Below are 19,821 nucleotides of genomic sequence, written 5' to 3' on the forward strand. Positions count from 1 at the left end.
CCCTATGCTATTTTTTCATACGAAACTTTACACTATCAATTTCTATCTATTAAAATTAAACTAATTTGCTACTTTTACCATTGAATATCTTATTACTTTGTCACCTTTCTTATATCCTTTCAGGAATACTTCAGCAACAACGTTTTTATCTAAATTTTCATCTTGAATATGCATTACTGCTTGATGCATGTTAGGATCAAATCCTTCTTCAACACTTATCTCTTCAACTCCAAGTTTTTCAAGTGAAGTTTGAAATCCTTTAATAGTCATTTCAATTCCTTTTTTCAAATCTTCAACGCTTCCATCAACTGCTAAAGCTCTTTCAAGATTATCTATTGTTGGAATAACTTCTTTTAATACATCTGCACATGCATCTGCATATATTCCTTCCTTTTCTTTGGCAGTTCTCTTTCTAAAGTTTTCATATTCGGCTGTAACCCTTAATAATCTATCTTTAAATGCTTCAACTTCTTTTGAAAGTTTATCATTTTCTTCTTTTAACTTTTTAACTAAAGCTAAATCAGTTTCTTCATTGTTTTCAGCCTCATTAACCTCTTCAGTACTTTCTGTTGTAGCTTCTGCTTCATCAATGATTTCTTCATTTAAATCTTTATTTTCTTCCATTCAATACACCTCTTCTCACACTACTCAAGACTCTGATTTCTTAAACTTTTATTTAGTTCTTTTATTACTTGAGCCATTATTGAAATTACTTTTGAATAATTAATTCTCTGTGGTCCAATTAAACCTATATTACCAATTGGTCTTCCACCTAAACAATATTCTGCTGTTATTACAGAACAATCTTTTGCTTCTGGAATATAATTTTCATCACCAATCTTTATGGTAATATCACCACTTGGCTCTAATAATTCAATAACACAATCTTTATTACTTATAAGTTGAAGCATATCTTTGACTTTTTCAATATCGTTATATTCTGCATAATTGAAAAGATTGGTAGTTCCTTCAACTAATAAATCTGATTTTGTACTTTCATTTAAACTCTTATATAGAGCTGGAAGTATTGCATTAAATAAATCATCAAATCCCTTAAGTTCTTCCTTTATTTCATTAATCACCTGTAGATTTATTGCATCTATTGTTAGGTTTTTTAACTTAATATTAAGAACTTCATTGATTCTATCTAATTCACTTTCCATAGGCATATGTGATACTCTTATTCTATGGTTTTTTATAACTCCACTATCTGTAACTATTACAGCTACTATATTGGACTTATCAATACCTATAAGCTGCATCGATACTATCCTGCTTCTTTTCATAGAAGGAGTTTCCACTATACAAGTTAAATTAGTTAACTCTGATAATAGCACACATGCTTCTTTTAATACCTTATCCACTTCATACATAGCTGAATTAATGATATATTCCTTAATTCTAAGCTCTTCTTCTCTTGTAAGCTGTTCCCTCTGCATCAATTGATCTACATATAATCTATAGCCTTTACTGGAGGGGATTCTGCCTGCAGATGTATGAGGCTGCTCTAAATATCCCATCTCCTCTAAGTCGGCCATTTCATTCCTAATAGTGGCAGATCCTATACCTAAGTCGTATTTTTTAGCTATTGTTCTTGATCCAACAGGTTCACCTGTCACAATATAGTCGTTTATAATGGCTTGGAGTATTCTAATTTTTCTATCATCAATAGCCAATCTCATCACCCCTATTGTTAGCACTCACTAACACCGAGTGCTAATGACTACAATATCAATATATTCTTATTCGCTTTTTTTGTCAATTTCATATTTTCTCATATTCTGCCACCTATTATTTACTATTTAAAATAGTGTGATTTTTTCTCTTTTTTTCTTTAAATTACTCTTATTTTCTATTCAATCTATTTTTCTAATATAAAGTCTGACATAGCCTCATTTGCTAAGCTTATTCCTTTTACCGTCAAAGATAATTTATCATCTTTTAGCTCAAGAAGACCTCTTTTAATATTCTTCTCTATTATATTTCCATATATACTGTCTATATCAGTGTTAAACTTTTGCTTAAATTCCATTTTACTTATACCTTCATTAAGTCTTAATCCCATAAACATATATTCTTCAATTTCATCTTTAATGGTATTTTTATATCTATCAATTTCAACACTTTCATTTTTTTGTATTTTTTCAATATAACTTTTTACATCTGGATTATTAACAACCCTAAAGCCATCTATATACGAACTAGATGACGAACCCACTCCTATATATTCTTTAAGTTTCCAATAAACTTTATTATGTTCACATTCTCTTCCTTCTAAGCTATAGTTAGATATTTCATACTGATTATAACCACCACTACCAAGTAGATCTTTTGTTAGTTTATCCATTTCTCTTTCCTCTTCTTCAGATGGTAAATTTAATTTATCCTTCATATGCAATGTATAAAAAGCAGTTCCTTCTTCTATGATAAGGCTATATGCTGATATATGCTCTGGCTTTAAATTACAAATCTTTGCAAGGGTATCCTTCCATAAATCCACTGTTAAATTTGGCAGACCATACATAAGATCTACGTTTATATTATTAAAACCCAGTTTTCTAGCTAATTTATAATTATCTACAAATTCTTCATAAGTATGTATTCTTCCTATTATTTTAAGGAGTTCATTATTACATGACTGTAAACCAAAGCTTATTCTATTTATTCCACCATCTTTCATGGCAATAAGTTTTTCCTCATTAACTGTACCTGGGTTACATTCCATGGTAAACTCCATATCATCTACAAGCTGAAGCTTATTTACTGTTTCAAGAAGCTTTTTAATTTCATGTACTTCTAAATATGATGGAGTTCCTCCTCCAATAAATATACTTTTTATCTTATATTGCTGACACTTATTTAATATCTCTTTACATAAAGCTTCTATATAAGCTTCCCTATACCTCTCCTTTCCTGCAAAAGATGGAAAATCACAATAAAAACACTTCTGCTTGCAAAATGGTATATGTATATATAAACTTATTTCCTTCATACTCATTCCTCCAATTTTTTATTATCCCACCAAAAGCTTCTAAAAAAAAGCTAAAAATTTTATAATTTCCTAAGGGTTTAAAAAAGCTAGAAACCCTAAAGTTTCTAGCTTTTTCATTAGTCTACTTTTAGCACTGCCATGAATGCTTCTTGTGGTACTTCTACAGATCCAACTTGTCTCATTCTCTTCTTTCCTTCTTTTTGCTTTTCTAAAAGTTTCTTCTTTCTTGAAATATCCCCACCATAACATTTAGCAAGAACGTCTTTTCTCATAGCTTTAACAGTTTCTCTGGCTATAACTTTAGATCCAACTGCTGCTTGTATTGGAACTTCAAACATTTGTCTTGGAATTATTTCTTTTAGCTTTTCAGCAATTCCTCTACCTTTATGGTAAGCTCTTTCTTTAGGAACTATCATTGATAATGCATCAACAACATCTCCATTTAATAATATATCAAGCTTAACAAGTTCAGTAGTAGTATATCCTTTAAATTCATAATCAAATGAAGCATATCCTCTTGTTCTTGATTTTAATGTATCGAAGAAATCATATACTATTTCATTTAAAGGAATTTCATAGTTAATAGCAACTCTTGTTGTTTCAAGATATTCCATATCTATATAAATTCCTCTTCTTTCTTGACATAAATCCATTATAGCACCTACATAATCTGTTGGCGCAATAATTGATGCCTTAACAATTGGTTCTTCCATATAATCTATCTCTGTCGGTTCAGGAAGATTAGTTGGGTTAGTAAGCTCAATTGTTTCTCCATTAGTTTTAGTAACCTTATAAACAACTGATGGAGCTGTTGTAATAATATCTAAATTAAATTCTCTTTCAATTCTTTCTTGGATTATTTCCATATGAAGAAGTCCTAAAAATCCACATCTAAATCCAAAACCTAATGCTATAGATGTTTCAGGTTCAAAATCTAAAGCAGCATCATTAATTTGTAACTTTTCTAATGCTTCCTTTAATTCATCATACTTAGCACCATCTACTGGATATATACCAGAGTAAACCATTGGTACAGCTTTCTTATATCCCGGAAGAGCTTCTGCTGTTGGACGATTTGCTTCTGTTACTGTATCCCCAACTCTGGCATCTGCTACATTTTTTATAGATGCTGTTATATATCCTACATCTCCTGCACTTAATTCACTTATAGGCATTAACTTAGGTGTAAATACTCCTACTTCAGTTATATCATATACCTTATTTGTTGCCATAAGCTTTACTTTTGTTCCTGGTTTAACTTTACCATCTATTATTCTTACATAACATACAACACCTTTATAACTATCATAGTATGAATCAAAAATAAGTGCCTTTAATGGAGCATCTTCATCACCATTTGGTGCTGGAATTTTTTCTACAATTGTTTCCAAAACATCTTCTACATTTAATCCTGTCTTAGCAGAAATCATCGGAGCATCCTCTGCTTCAATTCCAATAACATCTTCAATTTCTTGCTTAACTTCATCAGGTCTAGCTGATGGTAAATCAATCTTATTTATTACCGGTGCTATTTCTAAATCATTATCTAATGCTAAATAGCAGTTAGCTAATGTTTGAGCTTCTATACCTTGAGCTGCATCAACAACTAAGATAGCTCCTTCACAAGCTGCTAAGCTTCTTGAAACTTCATATGTGAAGTCTACGTGCCCTGGAGTATCTATTAGATTTAAGATATATTCTTCTCCATCTTCTCTTTTATAGATAAGTCTTGCAGCTTGAGATTTTATAGTAATTCCTCTTTCCCTTTCAAGCTCCATATTGTCAAGAACTTGTTCTTCCATTTCCCTTTGAGTAAGAGTTCCTGTCTTTTCTAATAATCTATCTGCTAATGTTGACTTACCATGGTCAATATGTGCTACAATTGAAAAATTTCTAATTTTTGATTGTCTATTGCTTGCCATATATAATAACTACTAAAATTAGTAGTTTCTTCACCCCCATTATATTAAATCAGAGTAAATTATATCATAAATTATCCTGTCAGTGTCAAGATTCTTGGTTAATTAACAAATTAATCTATATTTTTAATTTTGTTGTTCTAACCATTCTATGAAATCATCAACAATTATGTCAATTTTACTTTTAGTTTTTTCATTCTCTTTTGTATTTTTTGTTATTTTCCCTAAAGTATTCTCTATTTTAGAAATTTGCTTAATAAAAAAACTTCCTATTGATTTAATTTTTGCTATAAATATATTATTTTTAGTTAACTTTATTTTCTTATTTCCAATTTGAACCTGTACAGTATCCTCTCCTTTATCTAAATATATCTTTATATTGGCATTATCTTTTATAAACTCTGAAAAATCTTCGCCAAATTCCTCAGTGATTATTTGATAATTATTAAGTGTATTGCCAAATGGAGATAATGCTTCTGTATTTTTGATATTGACTATAATACATCCTACTATAACCATACTAAAAAGAATTATATGAACAATTCCCTTCTTAAGCATAAAAATGCACCCCTTATTTTTTACGCAATTATAGCGTTTTAACATTGTAAAGGATGCACATATTTTAAATTCTTTATTCAATTAAGTATAATTTTTTATATACTCTGCTATTACCCTAGCTATATATTTAGCTGATAACTTTGCTTCTATAGCAGTATTTGCTATTGATCCATCCTCTAAAAGCAATATATTATTGCTTAAATTCAAATTAAAAGCGTTTATACCAGAATCATAAACAAAAATATTAGTACTTCTAAGAAGGCTTGGAAATAATCTATTAATAATTTCTATAAGCTTATTATCAAGCTGGGTATTACTTGAATAATTGCTACTGTTCCCAGCTACTACAAACATTACCTTAGCAACTGTTTCACCATTAATCTCTGCTGTAACAGCCTGCCTATTACTGTTTGAATCCCTATGTAGATCTATAATAAGCTTAAAATCTCCATACTGATTTAAATAAGAGCTTACTGTTTCATTAGACCTTCCATAGCAATCATTATATGAAGTATCGTGTATTGTCTTATCATGAATTACCGCTATGCCATAGCCATCTTGTAATTCCTTAGCAAGAACATCTCCAACACCAACTACATTATAATCATTATTATCTGTATTATAATTATATCCTTCGTCTACATTTCCACCATCATAATAACTTTCATGGGTGTGAGTATGATATATAAGCACCTCTGGATTAGCTTCGTCTAATGTTTTCTTTAAACTTTCATCATATGCAGGACTTTCTTTAGCTATAGCTTCATTTTCTTCTTCTGTAATCATGGCAACACTATTGGAGTTAATTTCATATGGCTGTATACCACTGTTATTATTAGCCACTGCTCCTGTAATAGTTCTATTTATTTGTGCAAACACTGTCAATTCATTACTTACAATATCCTCAAATCTTAGATTATATAGTCCTAATGATTGTAAGATAACATTTTTTATACTTAAATTATTTTCCGCATAATCACTGGCATCATAATTTAACTCCTCCACCACTGGCATGCAGTAATTCAATAACTGAACATACGCATATGCTCCCCTTTCCCGATAATTATTTAATACCACTATGCATCTTATACAAAAAAATACTACTATAATCAATATAACCACTATATCAATGCTTATCCTATTCCGTCCTCTTTTATTTTCACCTCCATGAAAAACATAACTCATTCATAATTCACCTCACTTATACATTTATATGTTTAAGTGACATACTTATTACAAATTATACTGTTAAATATTTTTCTTATTTTAATTTAAAAATTTATTTATTTCCTCCATTTCCATTTCTGGTTGCACTGCTATATTTATTCCATCAGCTATTATCTTGGCAAGTGATTCAATAATAGTATCTATATCTTTAGGTGTTACAATCAATTCTCCTACAAAAGGAGTTAATATTTCTCTTATAAGCATTTGCTTTTCATTTTTATCAACTTTTTGTAACATAGAATAAAATTCCTTTCCCCTTTCAACTTTTCCTACAAGGTCATCAAGCACCATATCAATAGTATCATTAGCTATAGTAGCAGCATCTACAACAGTAGGTACTCCTACAGCTAATACTTTTACTCCTAAACTCTTTTCATTAATTTGCATTCTGTTATTTCCAACACCTGCTCCTGGAGAAATCCCTGTATCTCCTATTTGAATAGTTCTATTGACACGGTCTAACTTTCTTGAGCCTAAAGCATCAATACATATAACTAAATCTGGCTTAACTTTTTCAACTACCGCTTTAACAATCTCTCCAGTTTCAATTCCTGTTATGCCTAGTACTCCTGGTTCCAATGCACAAACTGACCTTACATGACTTTCTAAAGCATCAGGCATAATCTGCTTTATATGTCTTGTTACCATTATCTTTTCAACTACCTTAGGTCCTAAAGCATCAGGAGTTACATTCCAATTTCCAAGTCCCACTACAAGCACTAATTTTTCTTCAGTAACATCTGCCAATCTCTTAAGGACTTTTCCTACCACCATAGATAACTCATTCATACATTCACCATCATAACTTGTAAATTCCGGAAAATCTATGGTAATATAATGCCCTTTTGGTTTTCCTAATTCCTTTCCGGCTTCATCACTTTCTATAGTTACTGTAGTAACCTTTATATCTCCATCATTCTCCTCATCTACCCTAACTCCGTCAAGTTCTCTCTTATTTTCCTCAGTATATGCTTGCTTTGCTTCTATGGCTAAATCTGTACGTATACTTATCATTATTTTCCCTCCTATTTTTACCTTTTTTCACAACTACAAAATTATTTTCCCAAATTACTTTTAATTTCATACTTGAACTTCTAAACTTTCAATGATATAATATGATTTGTTGAAAATGAACTCGTACGCAGATTTCCCCAAAAACTGCAAGAGGCCCTATAAAAATTTAAGGGGGTGAATTGAATGGCAAACATAAAATCAGCAAAGAAGAGAATTAAAGTTACTGAAACTAAAACTGCTCAAAACAGAATGATAAAATCAGCTTTAAAAACTGCTATAAAGAACTTTGAAGCTGCAGTAACTGCTAACAACGCTGAAGAAGCTAAAACTTCATTCGTTAAAGCATCTAAGTCTTTAGACATGGCTGCTCAAAAAGGTGTTGTTCACAAGAACATGGCTGCTAGAAAGAAGTCAAGATTAGCTGCGAAATTAAACGCTATGGCGTAATCAATAAGGAGTCGGTGGTTTTTAATCACCGACTATTTATTTACATAAAAAATCACCTTTATATAAAAAAGGTGATTTTTTATGTAGTATTCATTATAAAACACTTTTTCTCTATATCTTACTTAGCCAAGAAAGTCTTAAATAGCATAAGCTCCATTTCTGTAGATTTATCTCCTGTGGATGACTTTAACTTATTTTCTGTATCAACACATATTCTAATAAATTGACCTAATTGCTTCAGTGAAAATTTATTAGCTTGATTCATAAGCTTTTCACAAACAAATTGTGGTAACCTATACTTGCTCATAAAATAATCTACTCTCTTTCCTTTGCTCATATAAATTTTAATTTCATATAACCTTTTAAAATGATTTTCAATGGTAGTTATTATAAGAATATGTTGATCTGCCTTAAATAATAAATCATCTAGCAAATCTAAAGCCCTATCAACCTTCTTATTAGAAATATACTCTACTAGATCAAAAATATCATCTTCACTTTTATTGGCAATAAGCTTATCTATATCTTCTTTTTCAATTTCCCTACCATATGTATAGGCACATAATTTATCTATTTCGCTTTTTATTATATCAAAATTATTTTGTACCTTTTCCCCAAAATATCTTACTTGTATTTTGCCTATATTTTTTCCATTTTCCTTAAATATATCTTCTATTTTTTTATAATATTTATCCTTCTTTAGTTTATCACAATGAACTACCTTAATATATTTATCAAGAGTTCCTAACTTTTTATTTTTTTTAGGAGTATCTCTTTTATCATTAAATAAATAATACATTATTAGCACTGCATAAGGTGGAAGATTTTTTACATACTCAGAAATTTCTGAATATAATTTTGCTCCCTCTTTATCAGTTTTATCCTTTAAAAAGTTAGCTCTATATACAACAATTACTTTTTTCTCACCAAAAAAAGGCATAGTTTCACATGCATTTTCTATATCATTAAAAGTAGTAGTTAATCCATCTAGTCTTTCATAATTTAAAGTCATAAATTCATCAGGTACTAACTTCTTTACAAGAATATTAATATTTTCTTTTATAAGTTCTTCATCTAAACCACAAAAAACATATCCCGATCCTATGTCACCCTTTTTTAACTCGCTTTCAAAACCATCTATATTAATCAATAAATTATTACACTCCTATCTTCTTGATATTATAATATCCTTTACTATCCATACATCTTTAATGTCACCTTTTGTAAAATCAATTATTTCATAATTATAATTTATTTTATCATAATTAACTTTAAGTAGACACTGTTCTTTCTCTGTCTTTATTATATAATTTTCTCCACTTGGCTTTATATAAACCCCATCTTTTATTAAAAACTTTTTAAAATTATTATCTAACCTTTCTTTAGATAGGGTTATCTTTTCTAACTTATCATTATTCGCATCTTCATTATATTGAATAAATGTCCTTTTCCCCTTAAAACTTATTACTATTGCTCCTTCATTATAATACTTAATATTAACTATAGGACTATAAACTATAATAGACACATAGATAAATACTATAATTGGGTAATATATAAATCGCTTATATCCCTTTTTATAAAAATAATATGTTATGAGCATAGCAATATAAAAATAAGCAGCTCCATAATATATATAAAATATATCAATTGTGATTTTATCAAAAAAATTCATAATATTATCCATTAAAATTATAATATATTTACTAACAAATAAAATATAATTAAAAACCATTGGAATCTTTAAAAATAATATTAGTAAATTACCTAATACTATTATTATGTTAATAAAAGGTATAATTAGTAGATTTCCTATGATTGAATTAGCACAAAATTCATTAAAATACATCATTGTTATTGGTAAAATAAAAATTTGTGTTGATAGAGTTATAGCAACTACTTGCCGTATTTTAGAAGGAATCTTATAAAATACCCTATTAATCTTCTTATTAAAAAAATTAATTCCAATAATGTTTACAAAAGACAATATAAATCCAATACTAAACAAACAATAAGGTTTAACTATTAATATTACTATTCCAGCTAATGATAAGGCAGCCATCATATTATACTGACGTTTAAGCTTTAAAGCTAAGTTAGATATAACAATCATTATATATGCCCTTATAGCTGCTTCCTTAGTACCTGAAAATAACATATAAAAAAAAGAAACAATCATTCCTAATAAATTAGATCCAAATAACAGTACAATAGAATATACCATTGTAATATGCAATCCCGAAACACATATGGCATGGGATATTCCATAATACTTCATCTTTTCTCTATCATAGCTCTCAATATTATCATCATATCCATAAGCCACTGAGGAAATTATTCCTGCTTTCCTTGCCCCTAATTTACTTTGAATTTTATCATATAAATCCTTTCTTAAGTCGTACAAATATAAAGTTAGATACTTTTTTCTCTTCTCATATTTAATTATTGTAAAATCCCCTATTATACCTTTAGAAATATTAAGATTTCTATTAAAATTTCCTTTTGCGTAAATTTTACTACCTACAATTTCTTCTGAAGCTTCTATAGATATATTTACTTTTCTCCCCTTTATCTCTCCAATTCCCCTATTATATTTTAGTGAAACTACTCTAATTTCTTCGTTAGCTTTTGGGGTATAATTATAATAAAAAACATTATTCATAAGTGCAATTATAAGAATTATCAGTAAAAATATTTTAAGATATCTTTCAGTATTAAAAGTTATTAAAAAAAACAAGCTAGCTGCAATGAGAATTGCTGCCAGCTTATTATAATAATAAATTTCATATGTAAATGATGCCAATATAAACACTATAAATATGTATAATAACGGATTATTATAATAAACACCACTTTCTTTACTCATGACAACACCTCAATTAAATTATTGCCATTTTTTAGAAAACCAAATCATTGTTACGTATACTAAAAAGGATATTAATATAATACTTATTGTAAATATATTTATTAATACTTCCTTCTTATAAAGAAATATTGTTCCTATTATTACAATAATTATATATAAAGCTGTATATATAATATTTTTATATTCATATATATTTTTAAATTGATTTCTATACAAATAAGTAAGAAAATTTATACACATTATTAAAAATACCACAATTTCAATATTTTCTTTCATTGCTAATATAGCTACTATTGTCACTACATTATATATAACTGCATTTAACAAACTATGTTTATTTTCTATATTATTTATTGATAAATTATTTAAAGCTAATAGAACCATTGGTATTAGTAATAAATTTAAAGAAATAATGCTACTATTTTTAAATAATATCTTATCGTCAATAAAATAATAAGCATACATCATAAATATTTGAGATAAAATAAATTGCATATATATACTATTAGCATATTCAATTGACTTTCTTACTTCCTTATCCTTTCTCTTAAGGTGTAATAATGCTTTAATAGAACTTTTTTCAGTATATATATCACATATATGCTTTAATATTTTGGATGCTTTTGCTTTTCCTATGCCTATATTTGACATAGATATCAATGATAAATCTCCTAAGGTTTCACCTTCCACAGCAACCTTAAAGCCATCGTTATAAAAAGCATTTACAATCTTCAACTTCTGATCAGGCTTAAGTCTACAAAATATTCTTGCTTTTGATACTGTTTTATAAAATTCTTCTTCAGACATATGGCTTAACTCCACACCAGAAGTAACTTCCTTAGATGATGATATAAGACCTATATTTCTTCCTAATATTTCTGCACTTATCTTATTGTCTTCACAAAATAATAATGGTAATATTCCATCATCAAAAAGACTTTCTATATCTTCTTTAACATCTTCAACTATAGAATTTTTAAGTCCAAATAATCCTACAAGAACCATATTGCTTTCTATATTTTCTTCTTTTGATGGTTCATAGTTAAATCTTCTATAAGCCATTGCTTCAGTAATTAGTCCTTCCCTTGAAAAACATAAATCAGCAAGCTTTATCTTATTTATTTCTTCTTCTGTTAATGGGTATTCTACACCATTAATTAATATATTTGTACATTTAGAAAGTATTTTATCAAGACTACCTCTAGATGTAGCTCTAAATCCTCTAGAATTTTTAGTTACAGTAGTTTTTATACTATTTGTTGAATTAACTTCTGTTCTAAATTTAAATCTATTTTCCCTAGCAATTTTATCTTTATCAAAATCATATTTTTCACAAAATCTTATATATGCCTCTCCAAAAATATCCTCTTCATCTTTTGTTTCATGATAAATATTGCTTGTTGTACAACAAATACCAATCATTCTTAACAAATCACTATTTCCTTTATCTAAATCTTTTGCTAAAAAAGAAGTTTCATTGTAAAATATTTTTTCAACTTCAGCTGTATCTTCTGTTATAGAACCAAACTTTTCAACAAAAATCACCTTAACTATATCACTATCTTTTAACGTAAAAATATTATTTACATAAATATTATCTTTTTCTAATTCTTTAGATATAATTTTATCATATATATAATAGATAAGTGGATATATAAATGCTGTTGATATAAATAAACAATCTAATAAAATCTCTTTTTTAATATATACCTTCCCTGGAACCACAAAAAACAATATAACAGAAATTAATATTCCTATAATATTTATTTTACTTATAATTCCGTCTATTTCTTTAAAACCTAAATTTTTCTTTAAATCATATCTATCTAAAGCTGATAATAATTTTCCTAAATGTGTATTCATTCCTGTAGCTATAACTATACCAGTTCCACTTCCAGATTTTATAATACTTCCTCTAAATAGTATGTTACTTATATCACTTAATGAAGCAACATTATTATCAAGCATAGCTTCATATTTATCTTTTAATACCTTATCACCTGTTATATTTCTTTCATTAACTTTTAAATTTTCTGCTGATATTATTCGTAAATCTGCTGAAATAAAAGAGTTTTCCTTAAATAAAACTATATCTCCTATAACTAGGTCTTCTGCTGAAACTATTCTTTCAACACCTTCTCTTAAAACTGTTACATCACTAGTATTAAGATTACCTAGCATTTCAATATTTTTTTTATTCTTTAAACTATACCACCAAGTATGTATTATACTTAATGAAAATGCTATTAATTCTATTAATAAAAATATGTATTGTTTACTCACTATAAACAATATAATTACAAATAAATATATAAAACTACTTAAACTAAATAATTTCTCTAATAATGAACGTCCTATACTTTTTCTATTAGGAATAATTACTTTATTGTCTCCATATTGTTCTCTTCTTACGATACAATCATACTCCATTAACCCCTTATATACATTACTGCCTAAAAGCTCTACAACTCTTGTCCAGCTTTTCTGATAATATTCTTTCAAATGTTACACTCCTTTTAAAATAATAACCGTTTATAAAAGTAATTATAAACGGTTTTAATATTTTTTTAAAGTATATTAATTTTTTTATCAAACTATTCTTTTGTCTTAGGATTAAATAAACATGCCATTAGATAACCAAAAAATATCGCTGCCGTTATTCCACCAGCAGCACCTTTAATACCACCAGTAAAAGCACCTAACAATCCATCTTCCTGTACTGCTTGTATTGCAGCTTTAGCTAGACTGTTACCAAAGCTTGGAAGAGGTATTGTTGCTCCTGCCCCTCCTATATCTACTAATTTATCATATATGCCAAAGGCTCCAAGTACAGCACCTACTGTAACAAATATAACTAGGATTCTAGCTGGAGTTAGCTTAGTTGTATCCATCAATATTTGTCCAGCAACACAAATTAATCCACCTACTATAAACGCACTAACATATTCCATTTTTTACATTTCCCTTCAAAAATATTATTCATATTCAATGGCTACTGCATGAGCTATCCCTGGAATGCTTTCACCTTGTAAAGTACTAGTAGGACTCATAAGCGCTCCAGTTGAAATTAAAAGTAGCTTCTTTATTTCTTTTTTCATAAGCCGCTTATAAAAATATCCACACATTACTACAGCTGAACATCCACATCCACTTCCACCTGAGCAAGTATTTTGAGTTTCATTATCAAAAATTATATCTCCACAATCAACATAATTTTTTGATAAATCATAGCCATATTCCTTTAACATCTCTAAAGTCATCTTTTTCCCTATCTTCCCTAAATCACCAGTAGCTATTATATCGTAATAATCTGGAGTTCTACCTGTATCTTTAAAGTGATTATATAATGTATCCACAGCTGCTGGAGCCATAGCCGCCCCCATATTATTAGCATCTTTTTCACCATAATCCTTTACTATACCTGTTGTTATGTATGTAACCATAGGAAAATCTCCTTCTTTAGAAAGCACCATAGCGCCTGAGCCTGTTACAGTCCATTGAGCTGTTGGTGCCCTTTGAGAGCCATATTCTAATGGAAATCTAAACTGTCTCTCAGCTGAACTAAAATGAGATGAAGTGCTAGCTACTACATACTTAGCAAAACTTCCATCTATGAATAAAGCTGCCATACTCAAAGATTCTGACATAGTTGAACATGCTCCATAAAGTCCAAAAAAAGGTATATTTAAATCTCTAGCAGCATATCCTGATGAAGTTATTTGATTTAATAAGTCTCCTGCAAATAAATAATCAATATCCTCTTCTTTTATATTTGCATTATTAATTGCCCCCTTTATAGCTGTATACATCATTTCTGACTCTGCTTTTTCAAAACTATCTTTACCTAAAGTATCATCACTTATGACTTCATGAAAATATTCACCTAATGGTCCCTGCCCTTCTTTAGGCCCTACTATTGAATAAGTTGAAATAATTTTAGGATTACTATTTAATTTAATGGTCTGATTACCTATTTTTTTCAAATCATTCTCCATTCCATAGACTCCCTTCTCTTATAGTATTGAATAATAAAGTAGCAAATAATAAATTATACCTATGATTACAGATGAGCCAATACCATATACAAGTACTGGTCCTGCTATGGTAAACATCTTTGCTGCTACACCAAAAACAAACCCTTCTTTTTTAAATTCAATAGCTGGTGATACCACAGCATTAGCAAATCCTGTTATAGGTACTACCGTTCCTGCCCCTGCAAAATTAGCAATTTTATCATATACACCAATCCCAGTTAATAATGCCCCTAAAAAAACCATTATTATTGGAAGCCATATCTTTGCATCATATTCAGAAATACCAAAAGCCTTTAACAATTCAAATATTCCTTGCCCAATGGTACATATAGCTCCACCAACAAGAAAAGCCATTATAACATTCTTTATGTATTTTGGTTTTGGCTTGGCCTCTTGACTTAGCTTATCATATTTAGCTTTAATAGCTTCCTCTTTTTTAGAAACTCTGCTCATATTTACCCTCCTTACTAATTTGAATTTAGTATTCCCAATTATTAAATTATATATATCACTTATAAATTTCTCTTACTAATTATTATTTTTTAAATGTTATCCTAATAAAAAAACAGCTACAACATTAAAATTGTTATAACTGCTCATTAATAAATCGTATTCATTTTTATCCTTCTTTCGTTTACTATAATTCTTCTAATTGTTTCCTCATTTCTAAGAGCACTTTCTTTTCGATTCTCGATACTTGAACCTGACTTATTCCAAGCATCTTAGCCACTTGCACCTGCGTCTTATCTTTAAAATAGCGAAGCATAATAATTTGTCTTGATTTGCTATCTAAGTTTTGAAGTACATCTTTTAAAGCAATTCTATCTACCACACTATTGTCTTCAATATTAACTTCACTTATCTTGTCTATTAACAACACTGGTGATCCATCATCTTGATGAATAGTATCATATAGATACTGAAGATTTGCTGAAGATTCCATAGCAAGTACTATATCTTCTTTATTAAACCCTGAATACTGTGATAATTCTTCAATCGTAGGCTCACGATTTAACTCTTTAGACAACGCTTCCCTATCAAAATGTATTTTTCTTGCAATGTTTTTGACATTTCTGCTAACTTTAATTATTCCATCATCTCTTAAAAATCTTTTTATTTCCCCCATAATCATAGGGACTGCATATGTGGAAAACTTAACATTAAATTTTACATCAAAATTCTTTATTGCTTTTACCAATCCTATGGATCCTATTTGAAATATATCTTCATAATCGTATCCTCTATTAATAAACTTTTTGCTTATTGATGATACCAACGGAAGATTTATTTCTATTAATTTATTCATAGCTTCTATATCACCTGCTTTCGCAAGTGGTAATAGTTCCGAATTACTTGAATAACTATATTCATTTTTTAAACCTTTACTATTCATAATACCTTCCCTAACCATTTTAATTAAATTTTTTTGACATAATAACTGTTGTTCCTTTTCCTTCTTCACTAGTAACTTGTAAAGTATCCATAAAAGTATCCATCACTGTAAATCCCATACCTGACCTTTCTAAATCTGGCCTTGATGTATATAATGGTTCCATTACCTTTTCAACATCGATTATACCTTTGCCATAGTCTATTACCTTTATAATTACATTATTTCCAGAAATACAAGCTTCTATTCGTATTATTCCATCTTTTTTATTTTCATAACCATGAATTATAGAATTTGTAACAGCTTCTGATACTGCTGTCTTCACATCTGCCATTTCATCTATAGTTGGATCAAGTTGTGCTATAAATGCAGATATAGCAACTCTGGCAAAACCTTCATTTTGTGATAAACTTTGAAATTCTATACTTATCTTATTATCTAACATTATATTTCCCTCCATTACATACTTTCCATAGCTTCCTGGACATTTTTATACGCTTTAATGATCTTATATAATCCAGATAAAGCAAAAACTTTATCGACTCTTTTATTTATTTCTACCACTGATATATGTCCAGCTTTATTTTTGAGCTTTCTATATCTTCCTATAACTACACCAATTCCAGAACTATCCATAAAGGTTACATTTCTGAAATTTAATATAACTTTCTTAATATTATCTCTATCAATTCTATCATCTATCTTAACCCTTACCTCTTCTGCACTATGATGATCCAGTTCTCCAATTAGCTCAATAATTAAAAATCCGTCTACATTTGAAAATTTTATATCCATATTGTACTGCTCTAACGAATAGAGTATCCTCCCCTTCTTTTATTTACTTTTTTTACCATAAGTTTAATTTAACATATTTTCTGTTTTGTAGTCAATGTAAATAAAAAATAAAAATAGAACCTTATAATAAAACTATCATAATTAGTTTCCATATAGGTTCTATCCTTATTTTATTTAGCACTATACTTTTTAAGTTCCTTCTTTATATCTTCATAAAACATTTCTAAAGTTTGTCCTTCATCAAGCATTAAAACTTCTATTGCATCATTTAAATTTTCCATTGTGTATATGTGGAATTTATTATTAATTATAGCTTCTTCAACTTCTGGCAAGATAATAAGTTCATCTCTATTGGAAGCAGGAATTAAAACTCCCTTATTTTCTATAGTATCCATTATTTTACACACCTTATAGAATCCCTCTATCTTTTCGCTAACGCCTCCAATAGCCTGTACTTCTCCAAATTGATTTACAGATCCTGTTACAGCTATATTTTGCTTTACCTTATATTTAGATAATGCTGATAATAAAGTAATTATTTCTGCTATTGATGCACTATCTCCATCCACTATGCCATAAGTCTGTTCAAAGCTTACGTGAAAATCAACTGGAATGCTCTCATAAGCATTTAATAAACTGCTTAATAATCCACGAAGTATGCTGATGGATTTTTCATGAATTTTGCCACTTAAATTACTTTCCTTTTGTATATCTACAATACGACCAGTACCCCTATATGCCACACAAGTTATCCGAATTGGTCTACCAAAAGAATAGTAACCGGTATCCAATACAGCAAGTCCATTAACTGAACCAACTTTTTCACCAGTTAAGGTTATAAGTATTTTCCCCTTCTTATACATCTTAATAAATTCTTTTTCAATAAATTCTTCTTCGTAAGCAATCTTCATTACATCTTCCTTGGTAATAACATAATCACCTTTTTCTTTTACATATATATCTGTAAGTTGCAAAAGCTTATCTAGAGTATAATCTTCTATTAAAATATTCTCTCTGCTACTAGCCTTTCTACATAAATACTTTATTATCTCACTAACTGCATCTTCATTAATTTTCAAGATTTCTTCTTGTTTCACCTTCTGATTTATTCTATCTTTTAATGTATTAATTGATCCTTCAGTTATTTCAACTATATCTGGAATTTCCGTTCTTAGAGGAAATAATTTTCTAAAATCTTCATCTGAATTATACAATATATCATATGAATCATAATCGCCTATCAATATAACTTTAACTTTTATTGGAATAGGCTTTGGCTTTAAACCATTTATATTTATGAATTCCACAAGATTCTTATTTGAATCTATAGTTACTTTATTTGATAACAGTATCTTTTTGAGATAATAATAACTAAGAGAATTCATTATTAAAGAATTTAGTCTTAGAATAAGACAACCTTCATTAGCTTTTAGAACTGCTCCTGCACTTATTAATGATATATTGGTTACATACATTCCATTATGATTTTCATATTCTACAGTTCCTATAAGATTATTTAAATTAGGATCTTCCTCATAAATAACAGGTGGTACAAAATTGTTACTATTATCCACAATTACTTTCACATCATATTTATTTAAAATTCTATATATTTCATTTTCGTCATCTTCAATACTCATGGTATAGCACTCAACTATATCTTCTTCAATGCATGTAAATAACCTTTCAAGATACTCATAAGAATCATCATCAGTAATAAATTCAAGCAAAGCATCATCCTTAAGTTCTTCCATCTTATTGGATAAAAATTTTGTATAAAGTTTTTTTAAACGCCTAATAGACTTTAACTCAATATCTCGCAGTTCTTCTAAAATAGTTTCTGCTCTCTTTTTTAGATTTCCAGCTTTGCTTACAATTATATCCTTGTGATTATCTTCTAAATTATCATATTCCTTTTCTGTCATGGTTTCTTCTTCATTATTTAAAGGTAAAAAAGCAAACCCTTTACTGGTGGCTTTCACTTCAAATCCCTCATCTTTAGCCATCTTAATCAGCTCATTAAGATAATCATTCCTCTTATTTTCCACTTCTTCCACCAAAAAATCTTTTTCATCATTAGTGGAATCGCTATAAAAGTCATCTATTACATCTAAATACGACTTTTTTATATTACTAACTGTCTCCTTTAGTTTTTTTCCTTTGCCATTAGCAACAAAAATAGCTTCAGGCTTATTTTCGTCTTCCAAGGTTACATAACATATGTCTTTAGGTGGCTCTAACTCCTTATATTCATCTTCAATGAAATTAATTAACTCTTTAAGCTTCTTTTTTGAAAATGAATCTACTAAATATAAATTGTATCCTTCCTTTGTAATCTTTAATGCTCTCTTTATCTTAGCAAAAGCCTCTTCATATTCTGATACATTATTTGACTTTTCTATATTTTTATCTATTGATATATCAAATTTAATTTCATTTGGAGTTAACTCTCTTTTCATATACTATTCCACTTGAAAAGCCTTAAGCTTTTCTAAAGCAGTCCCTCCTTACATAGCTCTATACTATATTAATATTCTCAAATTTTTTTTTTAGTAAATTATTTTATAAGCGGAGGTTTA

At 28.7% G+C, this 19,821-nt stretch carries 18 protein-coding genes; 1 reads left to right on the plus strand and 17 read right to left on the minus strand.

The genetic code is table 11. The annotated features are described in order from the left end of the window. Positions 1-60: 60 nt before the first annotated feature. From grpE to gpr, 7 genes are all read right to left on the minus strand, one after another. On the minus strand, positions 61-624 hold the full coding sequence (gene grpE, locus Q5O29_RS08375) for a nucleotide exchange factor GrpE (protein ID WP_022212509.1): 564 nt from the start codon (positions 622-624) through the stop codon (positions 61-63). A 20-nt stretch (positions 625-644) separates the two neighbouring features. Continuing rightward, positions 645-1,676, minus strand: a complete 1,032-nt coding sequence (hrcA, locus tag Q5O29_RS08380; protein WP_022212510.1) for a heat-inducible transcriptional repressor HrcA — start codon at positions 1,674-1,676, stop codon at positions 645-647. Positions 1,677-1,861: 185 nt separating this feature from the next. Continuing rightward, positions 1,862-2,992 (minus strand): radical SAM family heme chaperone HemW, encoded by a 1,131-nt coding sequence (hemW, locus tag Q5O29_RS08385; protein WP_022212511.1) that lies wholly within the window; start codon positions 2,990-2,992, stop codon positions 1,862-1,864. A 116-nt stretch (positions 2,993-3,108) separates the two neighbouring features. Beyond that, complete coding sequence (gene lepA / locus Q5O29_RS08390) at positions 3,109-4,914, minus strand: translation elongation factor 4 (protein WP_022212512.1); 1,806 nt, start codon at positions 4,912-4,914, stop codon at positions 3,109-3,111. 123 nt (positions 4,915-5,037) lie between these two features. Next, entirely contained in the window at positions 5,038-5,469 is a 432-nt protein-coding gene (locus tag Q5O29_RS08395; RefSeq protein ID WP_022212513.1) for a hypothetical protein, read from the minus strand. An 81-nt stretch (positions 5,470-5,550) separates the two neighbouring features. Continuing rightward, on the minus strand, positions 5,551-6,654 hold the full coding sequence (spoIIP, locus tag Q5O29_RS08400) for a stage II sporulation protein P (RefSeq protein WP_022212514.1): 1,104 nt from the start codon (positions 6,652-6,654) through the stop codon (positions 5,551-5,553). Positions 6,655-6,735: 81 nt separating this feature from the next. Next, a complete protein-coding gene (gene gpr / locus Q5O29_RS08405; protein ID WP_022212515.1) occupies positions 6,736-7,710 on the minus strand; it encodes a GPR endopeptidase in 975 nt (324 codons plus the stop codon). Positions 7,711-7,893: 183 nt separating this feature from the next. Here gpr and rpsT point away from each other — a divergent pair, with 183 nt between their 5' ends. Then, the gene (gene rpsT, locus Q5O29_RS08410; RefSeq protein ID WP_022167175.1) at positions 7,894-8,157 is read left to right on the plus strand and encodes a 30S ribosomal protein S20; all 264 of its coding nucleotides are present in this window, start codon (positions 7,894-7,896) and stop codon (positions 8,155-8,157) included. A 118-nt stretch (positions 8,158-8,275) separates the two neighbouring features. On the opposite strand, the gene holA is transcribed toward rpsT, so the two are convergent. The 10 genes from holA to Q5O29_RS08460 all read right to left on the minus strand — a co-directional run bounded on the left by holA (position 8,276) and on the right by Q5O29_RS08460 (position 19,701). Then, positions 8,276-9,307, minus strand: coding sequence for a DNA polymerase III subunit delta (holA, locus tag Q5O29_RS08415; RefSeq protein ID WP_022212516.1), 1,032 nt, complete (start codon positions 9,305-9,307; stop codon positions 8,276-8,278). A gap of 15 nt (positions 9,308-9,322) precedes the next feature. Further along, complete coding sequence (locus Q5O29_RS08420) at positions 9,323-11,023, minus strand: ComEC/Rec2 family competence protein (RefSeq protein WP_022212517.1); 1,701 nt, start codon at positions 11,021-11,023, stop codon at positions 9,323-9,325. Between the two features lie 18 nt (positions 11,024-11,041). Continuing rightward, on the minus strand, positions 11,042-13,525 hold the full coding sequence (locus tag Q5O29_RS08425) for a cation-transporting P-type ATPase (RefSeq protein WP_022212518.1): 2,484 nt from the start codon (positions 13,523-13,525) through the stop codon (positions 11,042-11,044). A 92-nt stretch (positions 13,526-13,617) separates the two neighbouring features. Continuing rightward, positions 13,618-13,974, minus strand: a complete 357-nt coding sequence (gene spoVAE, locus Q5O29_RS08430) for a stage V sporulation protein AE (RefSeq protein WP_022212519.1) — start codon at positions 13,972-13,974, stop codon at positions 13,618-13,620. A 24-nt stretch (positions 13,975-13,998) separates the two neighbouring features. Continuing rightward, positions 13,999-15,018, minus strand: a complete 1,020-nt coding sequence (gene spoVAD / locus Q5O29_RS08435) for a stage V sporulation protein AD (protein WP_022212520.1) — start codon at positions 15,016-15,018, stop codon at positions 13,999-14,001. Between the two features lie 18 nt (positions 15,019-15,036). Then, on the minus strand, positions 15,037-15,510 hold the full coding sequence (gene spoVAC / locus Q5O29_RS08440) for a stage V sporulation protein AC (protein WP_022212521.1): 474 nt from the start codon (positions 15,508-15,510) through the stop codon (positions 15,037-15,039). A 184-nt stretch (positions 15,511-15,694) separates the two neighbouring features. Continuing rightward, positions 15,695-16,450 carry an RNA polymerase sporulation sigma factor SigF gene (sigF, locus tag Q5O29_RS08445; RefSeq protein ID WP_022212522.1) on the minus strand — a complete coding sequence of 252 codons (756 nt, stop codon included), beginning with the start codon at positions 16,448-16,450 and terminating at the stop codon, positions 15,695-15,697. A 19-nt stretch (positions 16,451-16,469) separates the two neighbouring features. Further along, positions 16,470-16,892, minus strand: coding sequence for an anti-sigma F factor (spoIIAB, locus tag Q5O29_RS08450; protein WP_022212523.1), 423 nt, complete (start codon positions 16,890-16,892; stop codon positions 16,470-16,472). Positions 16,893-16,906: 14 nt separating this feature from the next. Then, entirely contained in the window at positions 16,907-17,242 is a 336-nt protein-coding gene (gene spoIIAA / locus Q5O29_RS08455; RefSeq protein ID WP_022212524.1) for an anti-sigma F factor antagonist, read from the minus strand. Positions 17,243-17,412: 170 nt separating this feature from the next. Beyond that, positions 17,413-19,701: an AAA family ATPase gene (locus Q5O29_RS08460; protein ID WP_022212525.1), complete on the minus strand. Its 2,289-nt coding sequence runs from the start codon at positions 19,699-19,701 to the stop codon at positions 17,413-17,415. Positions 19,702-19,821: the final 120 nt, after the last annotated feature.

Source organism: Clostridium sp. CAG:265 (assembly GCF_000436575.1).
Taxonomy (GTDB): domain Bacteria; phylum Bacillota; class Clostridia; order Clostridiales; family Clostridiaceae; genus Clostridium; species Clostridium lentum.

Bases quoted from the DNA above. Each gene is read 5' to 3' on its own strand.
- spoVAC (WP_022212521.1), bottom strand. From the start codon at position 15,510: ATGAGCAGAGTTTCTAAAAAAGAGGAAGCTATTAAAGCTAAATATGAT.
- hemW (WP_022212511.1), bottom strand. From the start codon at position 2,992: ATGAAGGAAATAAGTTTATATATACATATACCATTTTGCAAGCAGAAG.
- spoVAD (WP_022212520.1), bottom strand. From the start codon at position 15,018: ATGGAGAATGATTTGAAAAAAATAGGTAATCAGACCATTAAATTAAAT.
- spoIIP (WP_022212514.1), bottom strand. From the start codon at position 6,654: ATGAGTTATGTTTTTCATGGAGGTGAAAATAAAAGAGGACGGAATAGG.
- Q5O29_RS08460 (WP_022212525.1), bottom strand. From the start codon at position 19,701: ATGAAAAGAGAGTTAACTCCAAATGAAATTAAATTTGATATATCAATA.
- Q5O29_RS08395 (WP_022212513.1), bottom strand. From the start codon at position 5,469: ATGCTTAAGAAGGGAATTGTTCATATAATTCTTTTTAGTATGGTTATA.
- sigF (WP_022212522.1), bottom strand. From the start codon at position 16,450: ATGAATAGTAAAGGTTTAAAAAATGAATATAGTTATTCAAGTAATTCG.
- spoIIAA (WP_022212524.1), bottom strand. From the start codon at position 17,242: ATGGATATAAAATTTTCAAATGTAGACGGATTTTTAATTATTGAGCTA.
- gpr (WP_022212515.1), bottom strand. From the start codon at position 7,710: ATGATAAGTATACGTACAGATTTAGCCATAGAAGCAAAGCAAGCATAT.
- grpE (WP_022212509.1), bottom strand. From the start codon at position 624: ATGGAAGAAAATAAAGATTTAAATGAAGAAATCATTGATGAAGCAGAA.
- Q5O29_RS08420 (WP_022212517.1), bottom strand. From the start codon at position 11,023: ATGAGTAAAGAAAGTGGTGTTTATTATAATAATCCGTTATTATACATA.
- spoIIAB (WP_022212523.1), bottom strand. From the start codon at position 16,892: ATGTTAGATAATAAGATAAGTATAGAATTTCAAAGTTTATCACAAAAT.
- rpsT (WP_022167175.1), top strand. From the start codon at position 7,894: ATGGCAAACATAAAATCAGCAAAGAAGAGAATTAAAGTTACTGAAACT.
- spoVAE (WP_022212519.1), bottom strand. From the start codon at position 13,974: ATGGAATATGTTAGTGCGTTTATAGTAGGTGGATTAATTTGTGTTGCT.
- lepA (WP_022212512.1), bottom strand. From the start codon at position 4,914: ATGGCAAGCAATAGACAATCAAAAATTAGAAATTTTTCAATTGTAGCA.